The sequence below is a fragment of the Nitratireductor aquimarinus genome, from assembly GCF_017255295.1.
GTDB lineage: Bacteria > Pseudomonadota > Alphaproteobacteria > Rhizobiales > Rhizobiaceae > Nitratireductor > Nitratireductor aquimarinus.
Genome location: NZ_JAFKDE010000004.1, coordinates 146,095 through 164,158, shown reverse-complemented (window position 1 = coordinate 164,158; position 18,064 = coordinate 146,095). Strand labels below are relative to the sequence as shown.

The 18,064-nt window shown below is 64.2% G+C and carries 17 protein-coding genes; 11 read left to right on the top strand and 6 right to left on the bottom strand.

Annotated features, from left to right (window positions below):
- The 3 genes from modA to JYP46_RS08150 all read right to left on the bottom strand — a co-directional run bounded on the left by modA (position 1) and on the right by JYP46_RS08150 (position 3,022).
- Positions 1 to 738 (bottom strand): molybdate ABC transporter substrate-binding protein, encoded by a 738-nt coding sequence (gene modA, locus JYP46_RS08160; RefSeq protein ID WP_206547807.1) that lies wholly within the window; start codon positions 736 to 738, stop codon positions 1 to 3.
- Positions 739 to 1,436: 698 nt separating this feature from the next.
- Positions 1,437 to 2,132 (bottom strand): tellurite resistance TerB family protein, encoded by a 696-nt coding sequence (locus JYP46_RS08155; protein WP_206547806.1) that lies wholly within the window; start codon positions 2,130 to 2,132, stop codon positions 1,437 to 1,439.
- 119 nt (positions 2,133 to 2,251) lie between these two features.
- On the bottom strand, positions 2,252 to 3,022 hold the full coding sequence (locus JYP46_RS08150; protein WP_222473990.1) for an HD domain-containing protein: 771 nt from the start codon (positions 3,020 to 3,022) through the stop codon (positions 2,252 to 2,254).
- Between the two features lie 74 nt (positions 3,023 to 3,096).
- On the opposite strand from JYP46_RS08150, the gene JYP46_RS08145 reads away from it, so the two are divergent.
- Both JYP46_RS08145 and JYP46_RS08140 read left to right on the top strand, forming a co-directional pair.
- Positions 3,097 to 3,678 (top strand): TetR/AcrR family transcriptional regulator, encoded by a 582-nt coding sequence (locus JYP46_RS08145; protein ID WP_206547805.1) that lies wholly within the window; start codon positions 3,097 to 3,099, stop codon positions 3,676 to 3,678.
- A 29-nt stretch (positions 3,679 to 3,707) separates the two neighbouring features.
- A complete protein-coding gene (locus JYP46_RS08140; protein WP_222473991.1) occupies positions 3,708 to 3,881 on the top strand; it encodes a hypothetical protein in 174 nt (57 codons plus the stop codon).
- Positions 3,882 to 3,907: 26 nt separating this feature from the next.
- Here the strand turns inward: JYP46_RS08140 and trhO are convergent, their stop codons facing one another.
- Positions 3,908 to 4,858 carry an oxygen-dependent tRNA uridine(34) hydroxylase TrhO gene (gene trhO / locus JYP46_RS08135; RefSeq protein ID WP_206544174.1) on the bottom strand — a complete coding sequence of 317 codons (951 nt, stop codon included), beginning with the start codon at positions 4,856 to 4,858 and terminating at the stop codon, positions 3,908 to 3,910.
- Between the two features lie 154 nt (positions 4,859 to 5,012).
- Here trhO and JYP46_RS08130 point away from each other — a divergent pair, with 154 nt between their 5' ends.
- Positions 5,013 to 5,909 (top strand): N-acetylmuramidase domain-containing protein, encoded by an 897-nt coding sequence (locus JYP46_RS08130; RefSeq protein WP_222473992.1) that lies wholly within the window; start codon positions 5,013 to 5,015, stop codon positions 5,907 to 5,909.
- A 131-nt stretch (positions 5,910 to 6,040) separates the two neighbouring features.
- Positions 6,041 to 6,679 carry a 2-dehydro-3-deoxy-phosphogluconate aldolase gene (locus JYP46_RS08125; protein ID WP_206544334.1) on the top strand — a complete coding sequence of 213 codons (639 nt, stop codon included), beginning with the start codon at positions 6,041 to 6,043 and terminating at the stop codon, positions 6,677 to 6,679.
- Between the two features lie 75 nt (positions 6,680 to 6,754).
- Here the strand turns inward: JYP46_RS08125 and mepK are convergent, their stop codons facing one another.
- Positions 6,755 to 8,476: a peptidoglycan L,D-endopeptidase MepK gene (gene mepK / locus JYP46_RS08120; RefSeq protein WP_206544172.1), complete on the bottom strand. Its 1,722-nt coding sequence runs from the start codon at positions 8,474 to 8,476 to the stop codon at positions 6,755 to 6,757.
- Between the two features lie 280 nt (positions 8,477 to 8,756).
- Entirely contained in the window at positions 8,757 to 10,271 is a 1,515-nt protein-coding gene (locus tag JYP46_RS08115) for a sigma-54-dependent transcriptional regulator (RefSeq protein WP_206547804.1), read from the bottom strand.
- Positions 10,272 to 10,429: 158 nt separating this feature from the next.
- On the opposite strand from JYP46_RS08115, the gene JYP46_RS08110 reads away from it, so the two are divergent.
- The 7 genes from JYP46_RS08110 to JYP46_RS08080 all read left to right on the top strand — a co-directional run bounded on the left by JYP46_RS08110 (position 10,430) and on the right by JYP46_RS08080 (position 17,852).
- The gene (locus JYP46_RS08110) at positions 10,430 to 12,289 is read left to right on the top strand and encodes a M3 family oligoendopeptidase (RefSeq protein WP_206547803.1); all 1,860 of its coding nucleotides are present in this window, start codon (positions 10,430 to 10,432) and stop codon (positions 12,287 to 12,289) included.
- A gap of 19 nt (positions 12,290 to 12,308) precedes the next feature.
- Positions 12,309 to 13,463: an aminodeoxychorismate synthase component I gene (locus JYP46_RS08105; protein WP_206547802.1), complete on the top strand. Its 1,155-nt coding sequence runs from the start codon at positions 12,309 to 12,311 to the stop codon at positions 13,461 to 13,463.
- Between the two features lie 43 nt (positions 13,464 to 13,506).
- Complete coding sequence (locus JYP46_RS08100) at positions 13,507 to 13,791, top strand: YciI family protein (protein ID WP_206544169.1); 285 nt, start codon at positions 13,507 to 13,509, stop codon at positions 13,789 to 13,791.
- 94 nt (positions 13,792 to 13,885) lie between these two features.
- Positions 13,886 to 15,331 (top strand): homospermidine synthase, encoded by a 1,446-nt coding sequence (locus JYP46_RS08095; protein WP_206544168.1) that lies wholly within the window; start codon positions 13,886 to 13,888, stop codon positions 15,329 to 15,331.
- A 143-nt stretch (positions 15,332 to 15,474) separates the two neighbouring features.
- On the top strand, positions 15,475 to 15,858 hold the full coding sequence (locus JYP46_RS08090; RefSeq protein WP_113152910.1) for an Omp10 family outer membrane lipoprotein: 384 nt from the start codon (positions 15,475 to 15,477) through the stop codon (positions 15,856 to 15,858).
- A gap of 31 nt (positions 15,859 to 15,889) precedes the next feature.
- Complete coding sequence (locus tag JYP46_RS08085) at positions 15,890 to 16,570, top strand: zinc metallopeptidase (protein WP_113152909.1); 681 nt, start codon at positions 15,890 to 15,892, stop codon at positions 16,568 to 16,570.
- A 28-nt stretch (positions 16,571 to 16,598) separates the two neighbouring features.
- A complete protein-coding gene (locus JYP46_RS08080) occupies positions 16,599 to 17,852 on the top strand; it encodes a phenylacetate--CoA ligase family protein (RefSeq protein WP_206547801.1) in 1,254 nt (417 codons plus the stop codon).
- The last annotated feature ends 212 nt before the right edge of the window (positions 17,853 to 18,064 follow it).

Here is an 18,064-nt window from a genome sequence, read left to right as displayed (position 1 = left end):
CTATTCCGTAGCTTCGGAAAAACCGAGATCGGTGAAGATCGCGCGACCGGCCTCGCTTTTCAGGAAGGCGAGGAAGGCTTCGGCGCTTTCGGCTCCATCCTTCGTGGCGGCGGCGGGGTAGAGGATCGGCGCATGGCTGTCTGCCGGGAAGACATAGGCCCGCACCAGATCGCCGGCGGCTTTCTGGTCCGATCCGTAGACGATGGCCGCTTTGACCTCGCCACGGCTGGCGAGCTCCAGCGCCACGCGGACGTTTTCACCGAACACGGCGTTCTTCTCGACGTCTTTCCAGAGATCGAGGTTTTCGAGCGCCGTGCGGGCATATTTGCCGGCGGGCACATGGCTCGGATCGCCCATGGCGAAGCGCTCGTCAAGCAGGGCGTCGGGGCTGTCGGCCGGCTCTGTGCCCTCTGCGGCTGCGATGACGAGATTGTTGCCGGCGATGATGGTCTCGCTGTCGGCGCGGACCAGGTTGCGTTCGACCAGATACGCCATCCAGTCGGTGTTTGCGGAGATGTAGACATCCGCCGGCGCACCGGCCTCGATCTGGCGGGCGAGAACGGAGCTGGAGGCAAAGGAGACGACCACTTCGTCGCCACCGGCTGCCTGATATTCGCCTGCGGCGCGCTCAATGGCGTCCTTCATGCTGGCAGCGGCGAAGACGGTGAGTTTTTCGGCGGTAGCCGCCGTGGAAAGAGAAGCGAGGAGGGCGAGGCTCACAAGAGCACGTTTGAACATGGAACCACCATAGGTCATTGGCGCGGACGGGTGCCGCGCGCCGGTCAACGGGAATGCATGGTGGTCAGGTCTGGACATTCGCGCCCCGAATGCCGCCCGAACCTTGGGACAGAGGCAGCCATCACGCGCTGCCCGGTTTGGATATTAGGAGGGCGGTGACGGCGGGGTCAAGGGAGGATGGGGCAAAGCTCTGGGGATGGGGGTGGTGTGGTGGCGCGCCTGGTGACGGGGTGTGTGTTTCGCGAATGCCGGTGCCCGCCCCTCATCCTCACCTTCTCCCCGCATGCGGGGAGAAGGGGGCCTCGACGCCGGGGCCGGGTCGTTTGGCGGTGTGCGGCCTTTGGGCTTTAGGCGGGGCGGTTGCGTAGCTTCCTTCTCCCCGTTTGCGGGGAGAAGGTTCCGGCAGGGGGATGAGGGGCGTGCGGCAATGTTTGTGGATTGGCGTTGGTTTGGCCGTGGGGGCTGCGGCGATGTCGGTGCCCGCCCCTCATCCTCACCTTCTCCCCGCATGCGGGGAGAAGGGGGCCTCGACGGTGGGGCCGGGTCGTTTGGCGGCGTGCGGCCTTTGGGCTTTAGGCGGGGCGGTTGCGCAGCCCCCTTCTCCCCGCTTGCGGGGAGAAGGGGGCATTGACGTTGAGGTCGGCTTTTCGTCGGGGTGGCCATGACTGGAAGATCATGACCGGACGGTCGAGAAACGGTCAGGCCGTTGCTTGGGAGACGGTTGCCTCGATGTGGTCGACAAGCGGGTCGGGCAGGCGCAGGCGGCCGGCGAGCATGTCGAGATAGCCGCGTTCGGCGCGGGTCTTCGGTTCGATGGTGAGGCGCGAAGCCGTGTAAAGCTCGATCTTCTGGGCGTCGGTCTGTGCGGCCTCGACCAGCGCATCGAGATCGACCGGGCGCTCCAGCTCACGCATGAGGAAGGCTTCCTCTTCGCTGTCGATGCCGGAAAGCTTGAGCTTGTCGGCGATCTTGGCGCGCTCGCTTTCATCGATATGACCGTCGGCGCGGGCGGCGGCGATCATGGCGCGCACCAGCGCCAGCGCGAATTCGCCCTCGCCCTGCGGGGCCTGGGCGGGGTTGAAGCTGGTGTCTTCCGGCGGCGGCAGAAGCTCGCCTTCTTTCGCAGCCTCGGTAGGCTCCTTGCCGGACTGATAGTTCTGATAGGCCTTGTAGGCGATGCCGGCCACGGCGGCGATGCCGCCGAGCTTGAGCGCGCTGCCGGTGACGGAACGCCCCGTGCTGGTGCCCAGAAGGACAGCCGCGATGGCGCCGGTTGCAAGCGGATTGTCCTTGGCGAGCTGAACCGCCTGGCCCGCCTTGTCGCGCACGGTTCCCTGCGTTCCGGGCACCTGTGAGCCCAGAAGGTCGTTCAGCAGCTTCTTTGGATCAAACATCCGCATCTCCTCGTTTCGCGCCTGTCGCGCCGTAGCGTTGGCGAAAAGGTAGGAAGGCATTTGCGGCATTGCAATGTTGCAGGGCGCTGCAACCGGCATGGGGCGACGAAAGTCCAATGTCATCCGAAGGGTTCGGCAGGAGCCTTGCCGCCTGACAGCCCGGTCATGATGGCGGGGCGGGTGCCCTTTCTGTGTTCGGCGGTTTCGAACCGGAGGGCTTCGATCACGCCGTCGCGTGGGAAACGCTCCAGGACCTTTGCGAGCGTGGCGGGTGCGATACGGTGGCGGCCAGCGCCGAAAAGATCGCAGACCGCGCCGCGCGACACCAGATGCGCCTCCGCGCCATGGGCGCGGGCGGACACCCATCCGTTGAGATGGAGCGCGATGGCGTCACCGACCTTCCGGCCGATCTCGCCGCCATGTCCCTTCGTGCAGAGATGATCGCGCGCCCGCTCGCCGCCGCTGAGCGCAAAACAGCGCGTGCAGAGTGACGGCTCGTGGCGCTCGGTCAGGCCGATATCGTGCAGGATGGCGGCGGCGAAGAACAGGGCGGGATCGTGGTCGAGGCGCTCATGGGCCGCGATCAACGCGCCGAACAGATAGGTGCGCCAGCTATGGAAAAGCAGCGCATCGCGATGGGTCTCCGTGGCGAGCTGAAGCGCATCTTCGACCAGCGCGGTCTGCGGCGGCATCAGCGCGTCGAGCGAGACCGGGGCCGGGGTGAGAAGGCCGAGGCGGTGGCGAACCGTGTCGAGTGCCTGCTGCACCTGCACAAAGGCGAGATTGCCGATGAGGCGGATTTTTTCGCCGCCGCTCAGTGTTCCATCCGTTCCGTGGCCCCAGGCGAGTGTGCCCATGGCTGCATTTCCGGGATGTTTGGATTGGGTCATTGTGATGTGCCTTGATATTTGTACTGTTTCGCATAAAAATGCACGGAGATGAATTTTATGCAAGATGGTACAAAATGATTGCACGCCGAGGACGTCCGCCTGCCTATGACCGCGAAGCGGCGCTGATGGCCATTGCAGAAGCGTTTCGCCTGCGCGGCTATGCCGCTGCCTCGCTGGACGAGATCGCGCGGGCGGCGGGGATGAACCGGCCCAGCCTTTTCGCCGCGTTCGGCAACAAGAAGGCCATGTATCTGGCCGCCCTTGAAGATTACCGGCGGCGGATGGAACGGGCGGTCTCGCCGGCGCTGGAGCGCGAGGGGCCTCTGGGCGATGCGCTGACGGGGTTCTTCGACGCGGCGGTCGGCTTTTATGGCGAGGGTGCTGCGCCTGGCTGTCTGGTTCTGTGCACGGCAACGGCGGAAGCGCCGGCCGATGAGGAGATCGCAGCCGCGCTGGCGGACACGATCCGCGGGATCGAGGCGCAGCTTACGGCGCGGATTGCGCGGGAAGCGGCTGACGGTGAAGTGGCGGGGCTTGCGCAGTTGATGGTGTCGGTTCTGATCGGCATTGCCGTTCAGGCCCGTGCGGGTGTTGACGAGACGGCGCTGAAGCGCTTTGCGCGCGCCGGCGTGGCTGCGGCATTGCGTCAGTCCTGATGATCGAACTTTGACATTTCGCGCATCGGGTGGCGCTGTGGTTCGGCCTTGCCGATACGAGCCCGGTGCATTCGCCGGACTTCGGCGCGACGCTGGATGGCCGTTTCGTCAACAGCACGCTGCACCGGCTTGAAGGCGAGGGCAGCGCCATTCTGTGGAGCAATGCGGACGCGATACTCGAGGATCTGGCCGCAGCGGTCTAGAGCAATCCGCTTTTCCTGGAATTGCTTTAGGCTTTGTGCTTCTCTGACGGTGCGCCGATGGGGAAGCTCTCGCCGCGTTTTTCGGCCAGTTCCACCTGGCGCTGGCGCTCGGCATAGCGGGCGCGGTCTGCTTCGCTGCGGGTTTCGGCGCAATGCGGGCAGGAAACGCCTTCCTGAAACAGCGGGGAGGCGCGCTCCTCAGGCGTCAGCGGATGCCGGCAGGCGCGGCAAAGCGTGGCGTCGCCCTCTTCGAGACCGTGGCGCACCGAGACGCGTTCGTCGAACACGAAGCACTCGCCTTCCCACAGGCTTTCTTCGGCCGGAACCTCTTCCAGATATTTCAGGATGCCGCCCTTGAGGTGATAGACGTCATCGACGCCGATCAGCTTCATATAGGCGGTGGCCTTTTCGCAGCGTATGCCGCCGGTGCAGAACATGGCGACCTTGCGCCCCTTGAGGCGATTGAGGTTGCGCTCGGCCCAGGCGGGGAAGTCGCGGAAGGTTTCCGTTTCCGGATCCTCGGCGCGCGAGAACGTGCCGATGGCGGTTTCGTAGGCGTTGCGGGTGTCGACGACCAGCGTGTCGGGATCGGCGATCAGCGCGTTCCAGTCGGCAGGCTCAACATAGGCGCCGACCTGATTGACGGGATCGACCTCGGGCACGCCCATGGTGACGATCTCCTTCTTCAGCCGCACCTTCATGCGGTGGAAGGGCATTTCGGAGGCCGTGCTGTATTTGACCTCGATGCCCTTGAGGGCGGGGATCGTTTCCAGATGGGTGATCAGCGCGTCGATGGCTTCGGGCGCGCCGGCAACGGTGCCGTTGATGCCCTCGGCGGCCAGCAGAAGCGTGCCGCGAATGCCGTTCTTCTCGCAGAAGGCGGCAAGCTGCGGACGCAGCGCCTCATAATCCGGCAGGGCGGCGAAACGATAAAGAGCGGCGACGCGGAACGTCTGGTCTGGCGAGGATGAAATCATGCGCGGTCTCCTACGCTTCTCCTTTTCAGCTTGCAAGAAAAAGCCGCGTTTTCCTCGGTTTGAGGGGGCGGATGCGGGTTTGCGCGGGTTTTCCTGAAGCGCGTTTTCTCCCCGGCTGCGGGGGCGGGGCGATAATTCCTGAAAACGGAGAGGGATGAGCGCGATGTTTTCGGACGCGGAGATCGGTGAAATCTGGGATGCGGCGCTGGCGGCGGGGCTGGAGCCTGCGCTGCTTCTGGCGGTGGCGCAGGTGGAAAGCGGCGGGCAGGTGTCGGCGATGGTGCGCGGCAGGGCGGAGCCGCCGATCCGGTTTGAGGGGCATTATTTCGACCGTCGGCTTTCCGGTGCGAAGCAGGCGGCGGCGCGGGCGGCGGGACTGGCTTCGCCCGAGGCGGGTGCGATTGCCAATCCACGCAGCCAGGCGGCGCGCTGGGCGCTTTTGCAAAAGGCGGCGCGCATCGACCGCAAGGCGGCGTATGAGTCGGTGTCGTGGGGCGTGGGGCAGGTGATGGGCGCGCACTGGAGCTGGCTCGGCTTTGCCGATGTGGAGGCGCTGGTGGCCGAGGCGCGCGACGGCCTTGCCGGGCAGATGCGTCTGATGCTGCGCTACATCGAAAAGGCCGGGCTGAAGGAGCCGCTTGCCGCGCATGACTGGGCGCGGTTCGCGCATGGCTATAACGGGCCGGGCTACCGGCGAAACCGCTATGACCGGAAGCTGGCGCAGGCCTATCGCGCATATGCGGGGAAGCGTGTCGAAGGAAGGCAGGCTGCTGAAGGTCTGCTGAAAATGGGCGCGCGGGGAGAGGCGGTCGAGAGCGTGCAGACCATGCTTTCGGCGCAGGGCTATCCGGTGGCGGCGGATGGCGTTTTCGGGCAGCGCACCGAGGAGGCGCTGAAGCGGTTTCAGGCGGAGGCGGGTATCAGGGTGGATGGCATCGCGGGGCCGGTGACGCGTGCGGCGCTTCGTCGGAGCCTGCCGCTCACCGGGCTTTTCACGCGCGCAAAAGCGTTTGTTTTGCGCCTCTGGCGCGATTTGCCACGGGCGTTTTGAGCGTTGCGGCTTGCCAGTTTCGGAAGAAAAGTGTTCATGGGCGGCGAAATCGATGTATTGAACCGTTTTAAAAGTGCGGTTTCGCACGAAACGGACAGGCCTTGAGGAGAGGTGTGCACATGAACGCTGCCATGCAGAAGAAGAACGACGTATTGCTGGCGATCCTTGAAGGACAGCCGGTCATTCCGGTTCTGAAGATCGACCGTCTGGCAGATGCCGTGCCGCTGGCCCGCGCGCTGGTGAAGGGCGGGCTTCCCGCCATCGAGATCACGCTGCGCACGCCGGACGCCATCGATGCGATCCGCCTCGTCTGCGAGGAAGTGCCGGAGGCGATTGTCGGCGCGGGCACGATCCTGACCTCGAAGGACTTCTCCTATGCAGTGGCGGCGGGCGCGCGGTTCATCGTGAGCCCCGGCATCACGCAGGAGCTGCTTGATGCGGCCTCCATGTCCGAGGTGCCTTTCCTGCCGGGCGCGGCGACGCCGAGCGAGGTGATGGCTGCGCGTGAGGAAGGCTACAGCCTGTTGAAGTTCTTCCCGGCCGAACAGGCGGGCGGCGCGCCCTTCCTGAAGGCGCTTTCGTCCCCGCTGGCTTCCATACGCTTCTGCCCGACGGGCGGCGTGTCGCCGAAGAATGTGGGTGACTATCTTTCGCTGCCCAACGTGATCTGCGTGGGCGGTTCCTGGGTTGCGCCCGACAAGGCGATTGACGCAGGCGACTGGGACGCCATCGAAGCGCTGGCGCGTGAGGCAAGTGGCCTCAAGAACTGAATGCCTTTTCGCGAAAACCAACGCACAAAAAAAGCGGGGCCTGGCCCCGCTTTTTTCATGTCTGCTTTCGGCTCGTCAGTTGGTGCGGAACCGGGCCATGGAAATGAAGTTCACGGCCTTGCCGGTGAAGCGCGTGGCGTCGGCGACGGTCACGTCCTGCTGGAACCCGGTCGTGTAGACGGTTTCAGGCGACCGGACGAACTCGCTGTCGAATGCCGGCGGCTGTGTCGGCTTTACGGCTTCGTTCAGCATGGAGTTGCGGCTGAGTGCGCGGATCGGCGCTTCGCCGGTTGCCGCAACGACGACGGGCTGTGCGCCCGGTGCGATGTCGTTGGGGCCGGGCTTGGCCGATTTGCGCGTGCTGCGCGAACGGATTTCCGGGCGCGGGGCAGCCTGCTGGTCCGCACGGGCCAGAAGCGCCTGACGCGGCGATGCGGAGACCGGCTGGCCACGTTCAGGCTGTGCCGGAGCCGCGGCAACCGTGACGGCAGCCTGCTCATCGACCTTGAGCGCAAAGTCGCTCTCAGGCGCGGTGACTGCTGCGGGCTGCGGGCGCGGCTGGGGCTGTGCGGCGAGGGTGAACTCGTCGGACGGCGCAAGAGCCTGAGCCGGACGGCTGGACGGCAGCGGCATGTAGGCGGCCGTGGTGATCGGTTCTTCTTCCTGCGCGGCATCGGCCAGCACGCCGGCAATGGCGTCGGAGGCCTGGGGTTCTGCAGCGGCGATCTGTGCAAGCGCTTCCTGCGTCGAGGTTTCAGGCGCGTATTCCGGACGCTGCGTGGGCGTCGGAATGTTCGCTGCGACCAGAACGGCAGTGCCTGCATCCTGCGGCGTTGCCTCCTCAATGGTCGGCGCTTCCTCAACCGGCTTTACCTCGAAGGGCAGGGGTTGCTGGCCAACTTCGGCGGCAGGGCGCGGTGCGGCGCGCGGCGTGGGAACGCTGCGCTGGGGCAGGGCGGCAAGGATCGTGCCCGGCGTTTCGGGCTGCGGCTCAGGTGCGGCTGCCGGGGCAGGCGCGCGGCGGGCTGCCGGCTGACGCGCAGCAACCGTTGTGGTTTCTGCGTTATCCTCTTCCTCGTCGGCGCCGCCGCCGAACAGCGTGGCGAGAAGACCGCGTCCACCGCCGCTATTGCTCTTGCTGCCGGTGTCGCGGGCGACCTGAATGGTGCTGCCCTTGCGCTTGCGCGCTTCATAGGAGGCGAGCGCCTGCTTGTAGCCGGGGAGCGGTTTGCCGTCGGTCGGCACGTGGATCGTGTTGCCGCTCGGGAACACAGCGAGAAGCTCCTTGCGGCTCATGCGCGGCCAGTGGCGCACGCCGCCGACATCGATATGGATGAAGGGCGAGCCGGAACGCGGGTAATAGCCGACGCCGCCAGCCTGAAACTTCAGGGCGGAATTGCGCAGGGTGGAGAGCTTCACGCCGGGAATGTAGAAGTCGATCGCCTTGCCGAGCATGTGCTGGCTCTTTTTCGCGACGCCGCTGGAGCGGCTGCGGAGCATGGCGTTGGTCTGCGGCGAACGATAGGCGGACACGACATGGATGTAATCGCGGGCACCGGCGGCGCGGTAGGTCTCCCAAAGCAGGTCGAGAACCTGCGGATCCATGTTGGTTGGTTCGTTTCGACGCCAGTCGCGCAGGAAACGGTTCACCTGCTTCAGGCCGCTCTGGATGTAGCGTCCGTTGCGCTTGTAGGTGATTTCCGCGCGCTCCTTGGTATGGATGAAGTAGAGCTTCAGCGTGCGCGTTTCAGCGTGCGCGGCAGGCGCTGCTGCCAAAAGCGCGCTGGCTGCGAGCATCAATCCGGCGAGGAACCTCACGCGTGCGAGTGAAGCCAAGCGCCATACAGGTGCGTGAACGTCGTTCTGTCTCAAGGTCCGTGGCCTTACAGGCTGGTGTTTGTCCCCCGAGCCTTTGGCCCGGAACTCTATCTTCCCACCTTACGAGTATTCGATTTAATGGTTAATTCCATCTTATTAAAGTAGGAATGCGCAAAGACGATGGCGATATCGTGGCGAAGCGTGACGACGCGCCGCAGGGTAAACGCCAGGTTAATGCGTGGACTGTGCTCTATTGGCCTCAGTCTTCATTCGGGCGTGTGCGCCCGGTCGGATCGATCCCGAGATCCTTGAGTTTGCGGTATAATGTCGAGCGACCAATGCCGAGACGGCGCGCTACTTCGCTCATCTGGCCGCCATAATGTTCGATGGCGAGCCGGATCATGTCGTTCTCGATCTCTTCCAGCGGACGGATCTCATTGTGACCGTCCAACGCCTTGATGAAACCCTTCCGAACCCGCTCTGCCGGCGTTGCTGCTGTCCCGCCCGTTGTCTCTTGGCGGTGCTCGGGGGCCAGCGCTTCCTGTGCGGGTGAGGCGGTGACAGCCTCGAACTGCGCCTCATAGGGGTCGATCCCTTCCACCTGCGCACGGATCTGTGGGAAGTCGGCGACATCGAGGACGCCGGTCTCGCAAAGCACCACGGCGCGGAAGACCGCGTTTTCGAGCTGGCGGATATTGCCGGGCCAGTCATAGCGTTCCAAAAGCGCAAGGGCCGGGCGCGCAATGCCGGTGACGCGGCTTGCCGCACTGTCTGCAAAGCGGGCGATGAAGGCCTGCACGAGAAGCGGTATGTCTTCCTTGCGGTCGCGCAGCGGCGGAACCATGATCGGGAAGACGTTCAGGCGGTAGAAGAGGTCTTCGCGGAAGCGGCCCTCCTTCACCCGCTCAATAAGGTTCTGATTGGTGGCCGAGACGAGGCGGATGTCCACCTTGCGCGTGCCGCGTCCGCCGACCGGATCGATCTCGCCTTCCTGCACCGCGCGCAGAAGCTTGACCTGCACGTCGAGCGGCAGATCGCCGATCTCATCGAGAAACAGGGTGCCGGTGTCGGCCTCGGCAAATTTGCCGGCGCGCTTTTCGGTTGCGCCGGTGAACGCGCCCTTGTCGTGACCGAACAGGATGCTCTCCACCAGCGTGTCGGGGATCGCGCCACAATTGACGGTGACGAAAGGTTTGCGGCGGCGGGCGCTTGCTGCCTGAATGGCGCGGGCGATCAGCTCCTTGCCGACGCCGGATTCACCTTCGATGAGAACCGGGATGTCGCTCGCGGCGGCCTTTTCGCCCAGCTTCATGACGCGCGCCATGGAGGGGCTGTTGGTGACGAGGGCTTCGAAAGAGGCGGTTTCGGCGGGCTTCTGGCTCCTGCGCTGGCGCGTCTCCATCGCGCGGACCTTGAGCGCATTGCCGATGGCGGCGCCAAGGCGCGCAGGGGCAACGGGCTTGACGATGAAGTCGAACGCGCCGGCGCGCATGGCTTCGACAGCCGTGTCGATGCTGCCGCGCGATGTCTGGACGATGACGGGAATGTCTGTTCCGTCGCCATTGAGGTGTTCGAGCATTTCAAGCCCGCCCATCTCCGGCATCATGAGATCGAGAACGATGGTGCGCGGCGTCTGTTCGGTGCGCTCCAGAACGCCAAGCGCTTCGCGTCCGTTCTCGGCAAGCAGCGCCGTGTGCCCGAGTTTCTCCACCGCAGCCTGAAGGAGGCGGCGCTGGACCGGGTCATCATCGACTATGAGAACGGCTTCCGACATGTCGCATTTATGCAATGGCGTTAGAGTATCGAGCGCGCTTTCCGCGCACGGGCTGGATCAAAATGGCATAGGCTTCTAAACAAGGGTTCAAGAATCCCGGTGAACGAAACCTTTCGTCGTCGCGGAGAAATGACCGAATTCGGCAGAACGAGGATTACATGGCCAAGTACACTGGCAGGGTCGCGCGCCCTGCGGCAACGGATGCGGCAATTGTGGCTGACAGGGCCGCTTCGGAATTCGGCAAGCTGCCAGAATGGGATCTGACGGATCTTTATCCCGCAATCGAGTCGCCTGAGCTGAAGCGCGATCTGGACCGCGCAGCGGCAGAGGCTGCCGGTTTTGAGAGGGCCTGGAAGGGCAAGCTCGCCGACGAGGTGGCCAAGGGCGCGGAGAGCCGGCTGGGCGAGGCCGTGGAGGCCTATGAGGGGCTTGAGGAACTCATGGGGCGCATCGTGTCCTATGCGGGGCTTCTCTATGCAGGCGACACCTCCGACCCGAAGCGCGCAAAGCTTTATGGCGACGTGCAGGAGAAGCTGACCGATGCGAGCGCGCATCTGATCTTCTTCACGCTGGAGCTCAACAAGATTGACGATGCGGCCATTGAGGCAGCGCTTGAGGCGGATGCCCGGCTGGCTCATTACCGGCCCTGGGTGCTCGATATTCGCCGCGACAAGCCCTATGAGCTGGAAGACCGGATCGAACAGCTCTTCCATGAAAAGTCGGTCACCGGACGCGGTGCCTGGAACCGTCTCTTTGACGAGACGCTGACGGGGCTTCGCTTTACGGTCGATGGCGAGGAGCTGGCGCTGGAGCAGACGCTCAACCTGTTGCAGGACGCCGATGGCGAGAAACGCCGCAGGGCCGCCGAAGCGCTGGCGGAGACGTTTGGCAAGAACCTGCGCACCTTCACGCTGATCACCAACACGCTCGCCAAGGACAAGGAAATCTCCGACCGCTGGCGCGGTTTCGAGGACATTGCCGACTCCCGCCACCTGGCGAACCGCGTTGAACGCCCGGTTGTCGACGCGCTGGCCGAAGCCGTGCGCACGGCCTATCCGAAACTGTCGCACCGCTATTACGCCATGAAGGCGAAATGGCTGGGCATGGAGGTTCTGAACCACTGGGACCGCAATGCGCCGCTGCCGGAAACCCCGCAGGCGGTGATCGACTGGGAGGAAGCGCAGAAGACCGTGCTCGACGCCTATGCGGCGTTCGATCCGCGCATGGCGGAGATCGCCGGGCGCTTCTTCGACCGCAACTGGATCGACGCGCCGGTGCGTCCGGGCAAGTCGCCGGGGGCGTTTGCCCATCCGACCGTGCCTTCCGCGCATCCCTATCTGCTCCTGAACTATCTGGGCAAGCCGCGCGATGTGATGACGCTGGCGCATGAGATGGGCCATGGCATCCATCAGGTGCTGGCGGCAAAGCAGGGCGCGCTGATGGCGCCGACGCCGCTGACGCTGGCCGAGACGGCCTCCGTGTTCGGCGAGATGCTGACCTTCCGTTCGCTGCTTGACCGGACCACCGAAAAGCGCGAGCGCAAGGCGATGCTGGCGCAGAAGGTGGAGGACATGCTGAACACGGTTGTCCGCCAGATCGCCTTCTACGAGTTCGAGCGCAAGGTGCACTCCAGGCGGCGCAGCGATGGCGAGCTGACCTCCGAGCAGATCGGCGAGCTGTGGCTTGAGGCACAGAACGAGTGCCTTGGCTCTTCGGTGAAGCTGCGCGAGGGATACGAGACCTTCTGGGCCTATGTCCCGCACTTCATCCATTCGCCTTTCTACGTCTATGCCTATGCGTTCGGCGATTGCCTGGTGAACTCGCTCTTTGCGGTCTACCAGCAGGCGCCGGAGGGCTTTCAGGAGAAGTATTTCGCCATGCTCGAGGCAGGCGGCACGAAGCATCATTCCGAGCTTCTCGCGCCGTTCGGTCTCGATGCGAGCGATCCGGACTTCTGGAGCAAGGGGCTGTCGGTCATCGAGGGGCTGATCGACGAGCTCGAGACGCTCGACGGCTAATCCGGGCGCGTTCGACCCGATGCTGACGGACCTTCGGGGGCAGGCTCTTTTTCGAGACGACATGGCCGGGCGGGAGCTTTTCTTCTCCCGCCCGCGCGATGTTCTGATCGCATGGGACGGCCGGTCATTTGACGACATGCTCGCCTGCGCCGAGAAGGCGCGGCGCGACGGGTTCTGGCTTGCCGGATACATGGCCTACGAGGCCGGTTATCTGCTGGAGCCGAAGCTGAAGCCGCTCCTGCCGGAAGGGCGGCAGCAAGCGGGGCGGCGGGGGCCGCTTTTGTGTTTCGGCGTGTTTGACGCGCCGGAAGAACGCGCAGTGCGGCCCGTGCTTGATGTGCGCGATGCGGCGCTTGGCGATGCGCAGCCGCTCTGGACCTTTGAGGATTACGCTCCGCGTTTTGAGCGACTGCATGCGCATCTGCGCGCAGGCGACTGCTATCAGGCGAACCTGACCTTTCCGGTCCATGCGCGCTGGGAGGGGGAACCGGCGGCGCTGTTCGATGCGCTCGGCGCGCGCCAGCCCGTGCGTTATGCGGCGCTTTTGGATCTTGGCTGGCCGGTCATCGTTTCGCGCTCGCCGGAACTGTTTTTTCAGGTTTCGCGCGATGGCTGGATCGAGACCATGCCGATGAAGGGAACCGCGCCGCGTGGCGAGACGCCGGACGAGGATGCGGCGCTGAAGGATTTTCTGCGCAACGATCCGAAGAACCAGGCCGAAAACCGGATGATCGTCGACCTGCTGCGCAACGACATTTCGCGCATCAGCGAGGTGGGCACGCTGGACGTGCCGGAGCTGTTCCATGTGGAGACCTATCAGACGGTGCACCAGATGGTGAGCCGGGTTCGGGCGCGGCTGACGCCGGGAACGGGGCTGCGCGAGATCTTTTCCGCACTTTTTCCCTGCGGCTCGGTGACGGGCGCACCCAAGATACGCGCCATGGAAATCCTGCATGCGCTGGAGGCGGGGCCGCGCGGGGCCTATTGCGGCTCGGTCGGCTGGGTCGCGCCCGATGGCACGATGCGGTTCAACGTGGCGATCCGCACGGTCTCGCTCTTTGAAGACGGGTCTGCGATCTACAATGTGGGCGGCGGGGTCGTGTTCGATTCCACTGCCCGGGGTGAATATGAGGAAGCGCTCGTGAAGGCGCGCTTCGCGAAAATCGAGAATTAGAGCGGTTCCCGCTTTTCCTGGAATTGTTATTGGAGATCAGGGCATGTTCATTGTTTCGCTGCGCTATGTGGTTCCGGTCGAAGAGGTCGAGCCGCATATGGCCGGTCATATGGCGTGGCTGGACCGCTGCTATGCCGACGGCATTTTCATTGCCTCCGGGCGCAAGGTGCCGCGCACCGGCGGGGTGATCCTCGCGCGGGGCGAGCGCGCGGCGCTGGAAGCGTGTCTTGCGGAAGATCCCTTCGCGGTGCACGGGGTTGCCGAATTCGAGATCATCGAATGCGCCATCTCGCGCACGGTCGACAGGCTGGATGCTCTTAAGGAATAACAAAGCCTGTCTGAACCAGAACCGTTTTTGCTCTTTATTATGACAGGCTTATATGTTTTGGAAATTCAGACATTCTGTTTCGGAGAGGCGTGCAATGGCTGCTAACGACTGGCCCATCCATGGTGAAATCACCGGACCGATCGTGATGATCGGGTTCGGTTCTATCGGGCGCGGCACGCTGCCGCTGATCGAGCGCCATTTCAAATTCGACAAGACGCGCATGGTGGTGATCGACCCGGTCGATACCGACCGCAAGCTGCTGGACGACCGCGGCATCCGCTACGTGCAGGCGCATGTCACCAAAGACAATTACAAGGAGCTGCTCAAGCCGCTTCTGACCGAGGGCGAAGGGCAGGGCTTTTGCGTCAATCTCTCGGTGGACACGTCCTCGCTCGACCTTATGAAGCTCTGCCGCAAGCTCGGCGTGCTCTATGTCGATACGGTGGTCGAGCCGTGGCTTGGCTTCTATTTCGACGACAAGGCCGACAATGCCTCGCGCACCAATTATGCGCTGCGTGAGACGGTGCGGCGGGAAAAGGCCAAGAACCCGGGCGGAACCACGGCGGTTTCCACCTGCGGGGCCAATCCGGGCATGGTTTCGTGGTTCGTGAAGCAGGGGCTGGTGAACCTTGCCGGCGATCTTGGGCTAAAATTCGAGGAGCCCGCGTTCGATGACCGTGAGGGCTGGGCGAAGCTCATGAAGAAATGCGGTGTGAAGGGCATTCACATCGCCGAGCGCGACACCCAGCGCGCGAAGAACCCGAAGCCCATGAACGTGTTCTGGAACACCTGGTCGGTGGAAGGTTTCGTGGCCGAGGGGCTGCAGCCGGCGGAACTGGGTTGGGGCACGCATGAGAAGTGGACGCCGAAAAACGCGCGCAAGCAGAAGAAGGGCAACAAGGCGGCCATCTTTCTGGAGCAGCCGGGCGCGAACACGCGGGTGCGCAGCTGGTGCCCGACGCCCGGCCCGCAATACGGTTTCCTCGTCACGCACAATGAATCGATCTCCATCGCGGATTTTTTCACCGTGCGCGACAAGAAGGGCAAGCTGGTCTACCGCCCGACCTGCAATTACGCCTATCACCCCTGCAACGACGCCGTGCTTTCGTTACACGAGATGTTCGGTGCGGAAGGCAAGGCGCAGCCCGAGCAGCATGTGCTGGATGAGAACGAGCTGGTCGACGGCATGGACGAGCTGGGCGTGCTGCTCTACGGCCATGACAAGAATGCCTACTGGTTCGGCTCGCAGCTGACGCTGGAAGAGGCCCGCAAGCTCGCGCCCTACCAGAACGCGACGGGACTGCAGGTTACCTCCGCCGTGCTCGCAGGCATGGTGTGGGCGCTGGAGAACCCGGAAGCCGGCATCGTCGAGGCGGACGAGGTGGATTACCGCCGCTGTCTCGAAGTGCAGCTGCCTTATCTCGGACCGGTGAAAGGCTATTACACCGACTGGACGCCGCTTGAGGGGAGGCCGGGCCTCTTCCCTGAAGATCTGGACGAATCCGACCCGTGGCAGTTCCGCAACATTCTCGTGCGCTGAGCGTCAGGCGGCGCGCTGCGCTTGCAATGCCGGCAAAATCGGGCAATTGAAACGGGTATAGTTCGGTCCCCGCCGGGGGCCGGGCCTGATGAAAAGACGGTGCGCGACCGGCAGGAGCCGGTTGGCGACAGGAGGCCAAGGCTATGAGAACACGTAATATTCTGACGCTTGGAGCGGTGGCGGCTGCACTGGCGGTGGCTGGTTGTCAGACCGATATGGGCAGCGGCGGCGGCCCGCGCATGGCGCGGCAGACCGGCGTCGAAGGGCAGTGGATGGGCACGGACGGTGTGGCCGTTTCGACCCTGCAGGGCGGACGCTTCAGCTCCCGCTCGATCCAGACCGGTGAAGTGCTGACCGAGGGGTCGTACTCGCACCGTGGCGGGCAGACCATCGAGCTTTCCTTCTATTCGCTGAAGAGCCAGCAGCAGACGGCAGCCACATGCCTTCTGGCCTCAAGCGACCGGATGAACTGCACGCTGGCCAACGGAACGAACTTCGTTCTCAACCGCGCCTCCGGCGTTTCCTGAACCTTGAAGGGGCGGGGGCGAGCCGCGACACATGCTGTTTGCCGTCCTCGCCCTTCTTCTGCTTGCCGTGATCGTGTTGCCGCAATTCTGGGTGCGGCACACGCTGGCAAAGCACGGGGATGACCGACCGGACATTCCCGGAACCGGCGGGGAGCTTGCCCGCCATCTGCTCGACCGCTTCTCGCTGCCGGATGTTCCCGTCGAAACCAGTGATCGGGGCGACCATTACGACCCGCAGGCGCGGGCGGTCCGTCTTTCCGAAAATGTATATTCCGGGCGTTCGCTGACGGCGGTGGCCGTTGCCGCGCATGAGGTTTCGCACGCGGTTCAGCACGCAAATGGCGAACGCTCCTTCAGGGCGTGGCAGGGGCTTGCGCGCTTTGCCATGGTGACGGACAAGGCGGCGGGCATCTTCTTCATCGCTGCGCCTTTTCTCGCCATTCTGGCCCGCACGCCCATGGCGCTGGTGGCGCTTCTCGCGGTCGGGGTAGGGCTCCTTTCGGTGCGCGTTCTGGTGACGCTCGCCACGCTGCCGGTAGAGCTGGACGCCAGTTTCGGCAAGGCGCTGCCGGTTCTGGAGAAGGGGGCCTATGTCTCAGAGACGGATATGCCGGCCGTGCGCTCGGTGCTCAAGGCGGCGGCGCTGACCTATCTGGCGGCGGCACTCATTACCTTGGTCGATCTTGCCCGCTGGGTGCGATTGTTGCGATAACATGGCCTGAACCCATGGGGGAGGAGCCATGTCACCGCATTTCGATGCGCTGGAAATCCGCGATCCGGCGGAGCGCGAGCATGATTTGTTTTCACGCCTGCCGCGCTTTCTGAGCGACGCCGTTGGCAAAGCTGAAGGCCTTGCGGACTGGCTCTCCGGCCATGATCTCTCAAAAATCGTGGATCGGCAGGCTCTTGCCAGCCTGCCTGTGCTGCGCAAGCCGGAGCTTCTGGAACGACAGAAGCAGAACCCGCCGTTTGGCGGGTTTGTCGACCCGGATGCGCTTGAGGGCGCGCGGGTGTTCATGTCGCCGGGGCCGATCTGGGAGATTCAGGGAGCCGGGGCCGATCCCTGGCAGGCGGCCCGCGCCTTCTTTGCCGCCGGTGTGCGGCCGGGTGCGCGCGTGCACAACGCCTTTGCCTATCACATGACGCCGGGCGGCTTCGTGCTCGACACGGGCGCGCGGGCGCTGGGCTGTGCGGTGTTTCCCGCCGGCACCGGCAACACCGACATGCAGGTGGAGGCGGCAGAGGCGTTTCGGCCCGACGTCTATGCGGGAACACCCGACTTTCTGCAGATCATGCTGGAGCGCGCGGACAGGGATGGCAGGGACCTCTCATCCATCCGCATCGGCCTTGTTTCCGGTGGTGCGCTGTTTCCCTCCATGCGGGAAGCCTATCGCGCGCGCGGCATTTCGGTGCTGCAATGCTATGCGACGGCGGAGTTCGGGGTGATCGCATATGAAACCTCCGGGCAGGACGGTGCGCCGCTGCCGGGCATGGTTTTGAACGAGAATCTGATCGTGGAGATCGTGCGGCCGGGCACAGACGATCCGGTGTCGGAAGGCGAGGTCGGGGAGGTGGTGGTCACATCGCTCAATCCTGCCTATCCGCTTGTGCGGCTGGGCACTGGCGATCTCTCGGCAATCATGCCGGGGGAAAGCCCCTGCGGGCGCACAAACATGCGCATCCGGGGCTGGATGGGGCGCGCCGACCAGCGCACCAAGGTCAAGGGCATGTTCATCGACCCGAAGCAGATCGCGGAGCTGATCCGCCGGCATGGCGCGGTTGAACGGGCGCGGCTGGTGGTGACGCGCGATGGCGCAAGCGATGCGATGGCCCTGCATGTGGAGGCGCATGCGGGCGCTGAGCCGGACGCAGCCGCCATTGAGGCGACGCTGCGCGAGGTGACCAAGGTTGGCGGACAGGTGCATCTGGCGGAGCCCGGAAGCCTGCCGCGCGACGGCAAGGTGATCGCCGACGAACGCGACTACTCAGACTAAAGCATAAGAGCGAAACCCATTGAGGGCTCCTCCTCTCGCTTGATTTCAGGGCACCCGTATCACAGGATACAGTTATAGCGGTGCTCGGATGGCGTGTGCCTTTCGTGCAATGCCCAAGAACAAGGTAGCACCCAAGAACTAGAATGAGGCGGCCGGAAAAGGCCGCATTGGATGACCCGTCGCGTATGACGCGCATGACGGGGCGTGCACAG